Origin of the sequence: Calothrix anomala FACHB-343 (assembly GCF_014696435.1) — a bacterium.
Classification (GTDB): domain Bacteria; phylum Cyanobacteriota; class Cyanobacteriia; order Cyanobacteriales; family Nostocaceae; genus Aulosira; species Aulosira anomala_A.
Map to the genome: position 1 here is coordinate 60767 of NZ_JACJQG010000048.1, position 9332 is coordinate 70098.

General features: G+C 40.3%; 7 protein-coding genes. 4 read left to right on the forward strand and 3 right to left on the reverse strand.

Annotation, left to right across the window (positions count from 1 at the left end; translation table 11 throughout):
* The first annotated feature begins 146 nt into the window (after positions 1–146).
* Entirely contained in the window at positions 147–926 is a 780-nt protein-coding gene (locus tag H6G08_RS24310; RefSeq protein ID WP_190547611.1) for an N-acetylmuramoyl-L-alanine amidase, read from the forward strand.
* Positions 927–1719: 793 nt separating this feature from the next.
* On the opposite strand, the gene H6G08_RS24315 is transcribed toward H6G08_RS24310, so the two are convergent.
* Together H6G08_RS24315 and mnmG are read right to left on the reverse strand one after the other, a co-directional pair.
* On the reverse strand, positions 1720–3033 hold the full coding sequence (locus H6G08_RS24315; RefSeq protein ID WP_190547625.1) for a hypothetical protein: 1314 nt from the start codon (positions 3031–3033) through the stop codon (positions 1720–1722).
* Positions 3034–3244: 211 nt separating this feature from the next.
* Entirely contained in the window at positions 3245–5188 is a 1944-nt protein-coding gene (mnmG, locus tag H6G08_RS24320; RefSeq protein WP_096646518.1) for a tRNA uridine-5-carboxymethylaminomethyl(34) synthesis enzyme MnmG, read from the reverse strand.
* Positions 5189–5368: 180 nt separating this feature from the next.
* Between mnmG and H6G08_RS24325 the strand changes: the two genes are divergently transcribed.
* On the forward strand, positions 5369–6217 hold the full coding sequence (locus H6G08_RS24325; RefSeq protein ID WP_190547613.1) for a D-alanyl-D-alanine carboxypeptidase family protein: 849 nt from the start codon (positions 5369–5371) through the stop codon (positions 6215–6217).
* Positions 6218–6569: 352 nt separating this feature from the next.
* On the opposite strand, the gene H6G08_RS24330 is transcribed toward H6G08_RS24325, so the two are convergent.
* On the reverse strand, positions 6570–6764 hold the full coding sequence (locus tag H6G08_RS24330; protein ID WP_190547615.1) for a type II toxin-antitoxin system HicB family antitoxin: 195 nt from the start codon (positions 6762–6764) through the stop codon (positions 6570–6572).
* Positions 6765–7210: 446 nt separating this feature from the next.
* Between H6G08_RS24330 and H6G08_RS24335 the strand changes: the two genes are divergently transcribed.
* Positions 7211–7789 (forward strand): TIGR04376 family protein, encoded by a 579-nt coding sequence (locus tag H6G08_RS24335; RefSeq protein ID WP_190547617.1) that lies wholly within the window; start codon positions 7211–7213, stop codon positions 7787–7789.
* Positions 7790–8567: 778 nt separating this feature from the next.
* On the forward strand, positions 8568–9140 hold the full coding sequence (locus H6G08_RS24340; RefSeq protein WP_190547619.1) for an ABC transporter permease: 573 nt from the start codon (positions 8568–8570) through the stop codon (positions 9138–9140).
* Positions 9141–9332: the final 192 nt, after the last annotated feature.

Below are 9332 nucleotides of genomic sequence, written 5' to 3' on the forward strand. Positions count from 1 at the left end.
TTTCAATGCGAATTACGGTTATCTTTACTTCAAGATACAGTAATTACCGATTTATTCTGACCAATCAGGCGATCGCTCTTAGACTACCATAGGTAATTGCTGATACAGACAACTTATATTTTTCAGCTAATACACAGGAGATAAATATGAAATTTGCTATTGATATTGGACATAATTGCCCACCAGATACAGGCGCATTAGGTATTAAAAAAGAAGATGATTTAACTAAAGCCGTCGGTACGCTGCTCATGCAAAAATTAAAAGCAGCCGGTCATACAGTAATTGATTGCACCCCAAAAACAGCTAGTAACGTCACCAACTCTCTAGCGCAAAGAACCAATAAAGCGAATGCCAATAATGTGAATATTTACGTTTCTATTCACTTTAATGCATTCAATGGTAAAGTTCATGGCTCAGAAGTTTTCGCCATGAGTAACGCCTCCAAAGGGATAGCGCAATCAGTTCTCAAAGAGATTGTCAAATTAGGATTTGCTAATCGCGGCGTCAAAAATACACCTTTATTCGTCTTAAGAAATACACAAATGCCAGCTATTTTAATTGAATGCTGCTTTTGTGATTCCCAAAAAGATATGGATATCTTTGATGCCGAAAAAATGGCTGAAGCTATCAAAGATGGATTAATTGGTGATTCAGGAGAAGAAACAGCTAAATCTGATAAATCTGATAAAGATGATAAAGATGATAAAGAGCATATTTTGGAAATTACAACAGCAACTGTATTAAAACCCTCTACCGATCAATCCTCAGATTTACCTAAAGAGAGTTTAATTGAGATTGCTCCTGGAAAATACCCAGTCTTAGACGCTCGTTTTGAAGAACAGCATTACTGGGTGAAGTGGCCTGACAAAACCAAAGGAAACCGAGATACACATTTTGTGTTTGCTGGACACTGTAAGGTTGTGTAATCAAACCACACAAGGGCGGGGAAAACCATTGGTGTCAACTTAAGCTCAAAAGCCTTCTCTATCTCGTCTATCTCGTTTCCAGCCTCCGGCTGGAAATGCGTATTGCGAGGCTCTGCCTCGAAAGCTGGTAAATTGAGGCAGCAGCCCACAGATCATCGCTCCCACGCAGAGCATGGGAGCCAGTTAACACGCGCCGTATATAGCTTTTAGCTTAAGTTGACACGTATGGGGGAAACCCCGCCCCTACAAAAATCTTAATTACCTATGATAAATTGACGCGAAGCCTCACAATCGTCGCTTCCATCCATGACAAACCGTAGATGGCACTGCCATGCCCTCTAAAATAAAATAACCAATGCCCAATGCCCCATGCCCCATGCCCAATTACCGCAGATATACGCAGAAGTATTGAGCTAACTCATAGCACCAATTATGTTTAATTACTGAATTCAGCAGGTAATGAGGTGTCACACCCCTGATAGCAGATAAGGGAAAATACTGTATTATTTATTAAATTAATCGAGCAGCAAATAATTTCTGCAAAAATAACTAGTTAATACTAGTGAATGTCACCAGCCAATTATAAAGATGATAATTCTCAACCACATCTTTTTATTTGGAATTAGTGGTTAAGTCTACGCATCCTCAGATTAAGTAGGTAAGGCATAATATCAAGTTACTAAAATTCGGCAATAGATTATGTCCGATGTTCGTAATCTACGAATGACGAATTGATATCAGCCCTACCTATGGTAAATATCCATTTGGGTCAATTATAAAGTTGTAAATTGTTTTACAGTCTCTGTCCTGTATAAATTGAGCGGACTTCGCCATTCCGACGAACAATCGCTTCCCCATTACTCACATCTACTAGTGTCCAGCCGCTAGAACCGATGTTTTCACCAATCGCAAAGCGTTGTGTAGTCCCATCAACTTTAAACAAAGCAGCAGATTTGCTTCCTAACTCTAATATTCCTTCTAAGATATGAGTAGGTTGTGATGTATTTAACACAGCCTGTTGCAAGGATACAGTAGATACCGATGCTGTAGGTGTCGTTGGTGTAGACATCTGTGCTGGTGCAGCCCGGAATGGGACAACTGGTAATGTAGGTAGCAAATTGGATGATTGCCCAACTACCACTGGTGCAGTACGTACTGTTACAGGCTTTAAATCTGTGCGTACAGCCGCAGCAAACATGTTAACGCTGACAGGTTTAGCGGGTTTGCGCACGGCAGTTAAAACATTTTTAACCGCGCTAGGACGGGAAATTTTTGATACAGTCGCTACAGGCGATTTAGTTTTGGGAATTTGCGGTAGTAGAGACGGTACATTGCGCATCGGGGCTGGTGCTTGATACACGGGTATGTATATGCGCTCAACAATGTTCTTCGTAATTCTTGGGGCTGGGGGTGGATTATTTACGGCTAGAGGTGTGGGTAAAATCAGGTTTTTTTGCTCGCTAACTACAGGTAAAGCTGCTGTTTTGGGAATTTCACTCAAGGTGGTATTTCCCGGAGTAGCGTAGCTTTGATTGTTTTTGCTTTGTTGCTGTTCAATAATTGACAGCGCCCCTAGCATGTAATCAACCAACTCTGCTTGAACATCAACTTTTTTCGGTAACTCCGGCTGCGGTTCCTGGATATATGCGGATGTCAGTGGCTTAGAGGTGGCGAAAGTTAGCACTCTTGAATTGAATAAGTAGATTATGCCCGCGATCGCTACACCGATAATCGTTGCCCCAACAATAATTAATCCACTAAAAGGACTCTTGCCTTTTTTCACCTTGCGAATAACTGCTTTTTTCGCAGGCGTATCAACTACTACTGGGTTGATGGGCTTTTCCCTGATTTGGGAAACTCCTTCCACCGATTGATGTAGTTCATCTGGCAAGACAATCTGAGGCATTTTCACTGTTTGCAGAGGTACATACTCTACATTCACAGTTTGGTGAGAGAAATCCCCGGTAGCATCCAGAACATTATCGATATCGGCAAAGATTTCATCCATCAAGCCATCAGCGTAGACTTCAAAAGTCCAAGGCTCGTTGGTAATCAATTCATCTGATGGTTCTGGAATAATGATATGAGTGCTGGCTTCTTTTAACATAAGGCTTGTGGGTGGTAGTTGCGAGGACGGCTCAATACCGCCCCTACTGCCTGGAAATGAGTATTTTTTGTGAAACGTTCAATCTTCCGTCCATACTAGACGAGTTGATTGGTTTGTGGTATTAAATTCAACTTAGAATCTAGAGATTGCTGATAATGCTATTTCTGGATTCATGTCATCTATCATACCCATCTCCTCCCTACTACTATACTCAAGCTTCATGAAGTTTTTTTGAAGCCAAAGCTGAAAACTCAGACTGGCTCTTGGTTTTACGTAATTCCAGAAATATTAATAAAGCATTAATATCTGCCGGGTTTACGCCACCTATACGTGCTGCTTGACCAATGGTAAGTGGTTTTACTTTACTTAACTTTTCTCGCGCTTCTTTAGACAGGGTATCAATTGTTGTGTAATCTAAATCAGCAGGTAACTGGCGATTTGCTTGACGAGCAATCTGCTCAATTTGATTTTGTTGTCTAGCTAGATAACCAGAATACTTAATGTCAATTTCTGCGCCTTCTTTCTCAAGCTGGTTCAGGCTGGGATTTCCTAATCCATATCTATCGAGATCGATATAGTGGAATCCCGGACGACGTAATAAGTCAGCTAAGGTAATCGAACCTTTAATAGCTTGTTGTGTATCAGATGCGATCGCTTTGCCGATCTCATCATGTTCTTTAATGCGCGTACCGTGTAGCCGTTCTTTTTCGGCAATAATCTGGGCTTGTTTGCGGGTGTATAATTCCCAACGGCGATCGTCAATTAAACCAATTTCCCTACCCAAAGGAGTCAATCGCTGGTCAGCATTATCAGAACGCAGTATTAATCTGTACTCAGAGCGACTCGTAAGCATACGGTAAGGTTCGCGTAAATCCTTTGTACATAGGTCATCCATCAAAGTCCCTATGTAACTTTGCTCACGCGGAAAAACAATCATTTCCTGACCGCGCACAAACCGCGCCGCATTCACACCAGCCACAAATCCTTGGGCGGCTGCTTCTTCATAACCTGTTGTCCCGTTAATCTGTCCAGCACAAAACAGCCCCGCAATTTTTTTCGTCATCATTGTCGGATAACACTGAGTTGCAGGTAAATAATCATATTCCACAGCATAAGCCGGACGTAGCATCACGCAGTTTTCCATACCGGGAAGACTGCGTAACATTTGGATTTGCAAATTTTCTGGTAAACCTGTGGAAAACCCTTGAATATAAAGTTCGGGAATATCCCTACCTTCTGGTTCAATAAAGATTTGATGGCTTTCTTTATCAGCAAAGCGGACAATCTTATCTTCAATACTCGGACAATAACGCGGCCCCTTGGCTTCTACCCAACCACCATATACAGGCGACAAATGTAAATTCTCTTGAATTAGGCGATGAGTTTCCGCCGTCGTGCGGGTAATGTAGCATGGCATTTGTTCTCTTTCCACCCACACTTGGGGGTCAAAGCTAAACCAGCGCACTTCTTCATCCCCCGGCTGAAGAGACATTTTACTATAGTCCACCGATCGCTTGTCTACCCGTGCCGGTGTCCCAGTTTTGAGCCTTCCAGTTTCAAAACCCAGGCGATTTAAGGTTTCCGTTAAGCCTTCCGCCGCAAATTCTCCGGCGCGTCCCGCCGCCATTGACTTATTTCCTACCCAAATCTTACCGCCCAAAAATGTCCCAGTCGTCAAGATAACTGCTGTACATTGGAAAGCTACACCAAAGTAAGTCTCAACACCGATAACTTCATCATTAGCACCCAGCACCAAGTCTGTGACCATTCCCTCACGGATGGTTAAATTCTCTTGATTCTCCACAATTCCCTTCATCACGGCTGCATATTCGCGCTTATCAGTCTGGGCGCGTAAAGCCCACACAGCAGGCCCCCGTGAAGAATTGAGAATCCGCTTTTGCAGGTAAGTCCGGTCTGCCATTTTGCCAATTTCCCCACCCAAAGCATCAATTTCATGGGTTAATTGAGACTTAGCAGGGCCGCCCACTGCAGGATTACAAGGTTGCCAAGCAATTTTATCTAAATTCAGCGTCAACAGCAGAGTCCGACAACCCAGGCGCGCAGTAGCCAAGGCTGCTTCACAGCCGGAGTGACCTGCACCGACGACAATAACATCAAAAGCGTCTTGAAATTCCACTGAATTGTGCATGGTCATACTTACAAGGTCAACAAACTGAGAGTTATTTTCAATTTTAACTGATACCGTAGTTTCATGGATGTGCTGGGAATTGCATGTTAACCTATTCCTCAATTGAAAATTATTTATAACTCGTTAAATAAACTGAATATTCTATACAATAAGAATTTGTTTAAACAATTTCATAATTATGTAGAGATGCACAGAATATTGCAGAAATTATCTTTGCTAACAATAATTTTTCTGATTACTTTTACCTTAGTAGCTAGTAGTGGAATTGCTCACCACCAAACAGTTATTCAAAGCATCAATTTCAATAGTTGCTTAAATAATGCACAATGTCTAATGTATCCCAACTCGACATCTTCACCTAGCCCAATTAAACCATTTACTCCCAACCCTGAATTAAACGAGCAGCAGCGATTTTTATCAGCAGTTGCCATTAAATTACCAACAATTCCCCAATCAGGCACTTATGAATATATTTTATTGCGTCAATATGGTGCAGTATTTGTTAATCAAGAGCCAGAAATTAAGTTACCAGAGAAAGTTATCTTAGCTAACGAGCAAGAAACGAAAGAGTTTCAATCAACTTTAACAATGATTAAAGTTGATGGTACTAGAGATTGTTATTTACAACAAGCCGCAGCATTAGCTTTAAATAAAGCCAAAACAATCCAAAAAATTTCTCTCAAATCAGGTTATGGTGGCGGTGATTGTACGCGAACTTACAGCACGAATCTGCGATTTTGGCGCAAATATGCTAACAACAGAACCTTAGACAAAGTCCGCCAGGGTAAAGAAACAGCAATTTTAAGCATAGTTGCACCGCCAGGAACATCACAACATCTCTGGGGATTAGCTATTGATTTACGCTTATCAAATCAAAAACAAAGACAGGCTTTAAATCAAAATGGCTGGTTTCAAACTGTAGAAGGTGATACTCCACATTGGACTTATTTAGGTTTAAATGAGTCACAATTACCTGTGTTTGGGTTTCAGAAAAAATTAGTCAAAGGTATCGCTTATTGGATTACACCAATTTAGTTAATTCGTAATTCGTAATACCCTTCGGGAAGCCGCTACTCTTCGAGAACGCTCCGCGAACGCGTCTACGTAATTCGTAATTATGAAATTTAGGTATTATCTGCCAATCAGGTTCAGTTAGCCGCAAATATCCGATTTGGCTTATTGTATTTTAGGAAACCACTGCGTTAAGGCGTAAATTAATATACCATTCCCAATGGTGCAAAAGTAGATAATATAATTCTTTTGACTTTTGACTTTTGACTTTTGACTTTTGACTTTTGACTTTTGACTTTTGACTTTTGACTTTTGACTTACTCGCCAGAGGTACGAGCATTTTATCAATGTAGTAATAATTAATCTTGTCGCCTATTTATCGCACATCTACATAGCGTAACTCGGCATTTTGAGTGACTTCATCAAAATTTTCTAAATAGGTTTTAATTGCTTCTTTGATGTTCTCTAATGCTTCTTCTTCGGTTTCTCCCAAAGTCCAACATCCTGGTAAAGCGGGACACCAAATAGCATATCCTGTTTTTGTTTTGTTTAACTTGACTTTGTAACGCATATCTACAAAACCGCTTTTGCTTGTTATTTTAACTTCTTAAATTAAACAAAAATTTATCTTGTGATACTGCACAAACTGGAACTATTAATTCTCCAGAATAGATTTGAGGATGTACTGACATACATTATTCATTTTCAGCAAAAAAGTAGTTTTAGAAACATTTATCGTACATAAAAGGGTTTAAGACCCCTACGTCTATACGTAGTATCATTTTCAGACGGGGTTTAAATCCCCGTCTGAAAATGTCTTTAATTTTGCGGAAAGTCTGAGCGGAGGTTTCCTCCGATCAGAACTTTCCAAGAGAGAATTTTGAATTTTGAATTGTTAAAGGTTTTGGCACTAACTGAACTGTTTTGAATCTTGAGACTGAAATTTAACCAGTAGCTTTCTCCATACGATAATAATTATTACAATAAAGGCACATACCTAAATCTGGAGTGCTGGCAGTGGGCTTATTTGATGATTTAAGTCGGTTTCTGGAAAACCGTTTAGAAGAATTCTTGCGGAATAATCCCCATTTAGAGTTGGAAGCGCTGTTAGAACAGCTGCGGGAGCAAGAGGAAGATACTTTAAAGCTGGTTGCTGATTTACAATTGCAGGAAAAGCGATCGCAAGAAGATATTCTCTCTACAGCGCAAGAAATTCAGCGTTGGCACATCCGCGTTCAAAAGGCTAAAGCTGCTGGTAGAGATGATTTAGCCCTCGCAGCCCAAGAACGAGAAGCCGCCCTTTTGCGCGAAGGTAATCAACGCTGGGGACACATGCAAGGCTTAAAAGAACGCATTAACCAATCTCAAGAATTACTACAAAAAATTCAGGCACGGCGACAAGAGGTACAAGCCAAAGCCTCTGCTGCACAACAAGCACGCGCTAGAGCGCAAGCTCAACAGCGTTTAGAAACTGATGGTTGGTCAAAAGCATCTAGTAGTTATTCTAGTAGTTTTGATGACTTAGAAGAAAAGTTTCGGCGCTGGGAAACAGAAGACGAGTTAGAACAAATGAAACGCAATTTGGGCAAAAAATAATTTATAATTCGTAATTCGTAATTCGTAATTCGTAATTCGTAATTTAACAATTTTTATATACTCAGCTTATATATTTTAGTACCTTAAGTTGCTGTATTTTCAATTAAGTTGTTACGTAATCATTAATTAGGAATTATGAATTATTTATTACAGCAATTTTTAACTAAATAAAGTAAATAGGTAGGGCACAATAATATTGTGCCCCCATCGGGGACTTCTAAATAAAAAAATCTTTCAATCATTAAATTGCCAAACCCTCAACTTGTAGGGGCGGGGTAACCCACCTGTGTCAACTTAAGCTCAAAACTTTTCTCTATCTCGTTTCCAGCCTCCGGCTGGAAATGCGTATTGCGAGGCTCCGCCTCGTCTTCTGAATAAATTGAGGCAGCAGCCCACAGATCATCGCTCCCACGCAGAGCATGGGAGCCAGTTAGGATAAGGGTTTCGCATTAAGTTGATACCAATGGGGGTTACCCCGCCCCTACAATTTGGCATAATTTACAATTTGCTATCTATTTGATAGATTTTTCGGATTATTTAGCTTATAAGCATCTAAAAGTTAATTTTAAAATTGAATTATGGAAATTTTATTTAATTTTTCAACTTGGCTTTAATTTATTGTTAAATTTAATTTAATAAGACTGTCAGCCCTGATTGGGCATTTTTTATCTCTTCGTCTCCCTTCCCTTTGCTCTAGTTATTGAGGGAAACCGAGGCGCTACCTTGTTGTTTGCAATTGCCGCAGTATTTCCTAGACTTGCCAAATTAGAACTGAGGCATGGAACATAGTATACCTCTAGATATTTTATCTAGCCTGCAAAAATTATTTGTGGGCTATATCCCAGCCGCAATTTTAGGTGGTTTCATTGGTTACTTAATCAGTTTAAATAACCCCATCTATCAGCTAAGTAAGCGGATATTTCAAATACCCCATAGTATCCCGCCTATAGCATTGCTACCAATTTCTCTCATCTTATTTCCAGATAGTGAAGTCGCATCTGTAATGGTAATTTTTATTGGCACTCTCTGGACAATGATTTTAAATATGGCGATAGGAATGGGGCATTTTTACAGACAAAATAAAAGCTTTCGTGCAGCAATTTTTCATACATTTCATGCTTTGAAAGTTAGTATTTGGGTAGCCTGGTTTACAGTAATTGCTATAGAAATGCTCGTCGGCCCAAAGGGACTGGGTTTACTAGTCTGGGATGCTTATAAAGCTGGCAATGTTAGTTACTTAATCCAGGCAATAATTTATATTGGTGTAATTGGCTGTTTACTCGATCAGTTTTTAGATTTCAGTACCTATCTTTTGGTACAAATGGTTTCTGGTAGTAAGAAGTCTAGTTAATTAGATTTAATTAGATTGCGTTCCCCCCAGGGGTTGCCGCAGGCATAGCACCGGGAGCATCCCAATTTTGACGCAATACCCTAGAAGGGTATTGCTATACCAACAAAGCCTGCCTTCGCAGGCTAAAAGTTTGATAGCCTGCGAAGGCAGGCTTCGTATTTCTAGCCCCACCCTTATAGGGTGAGGGCGTTT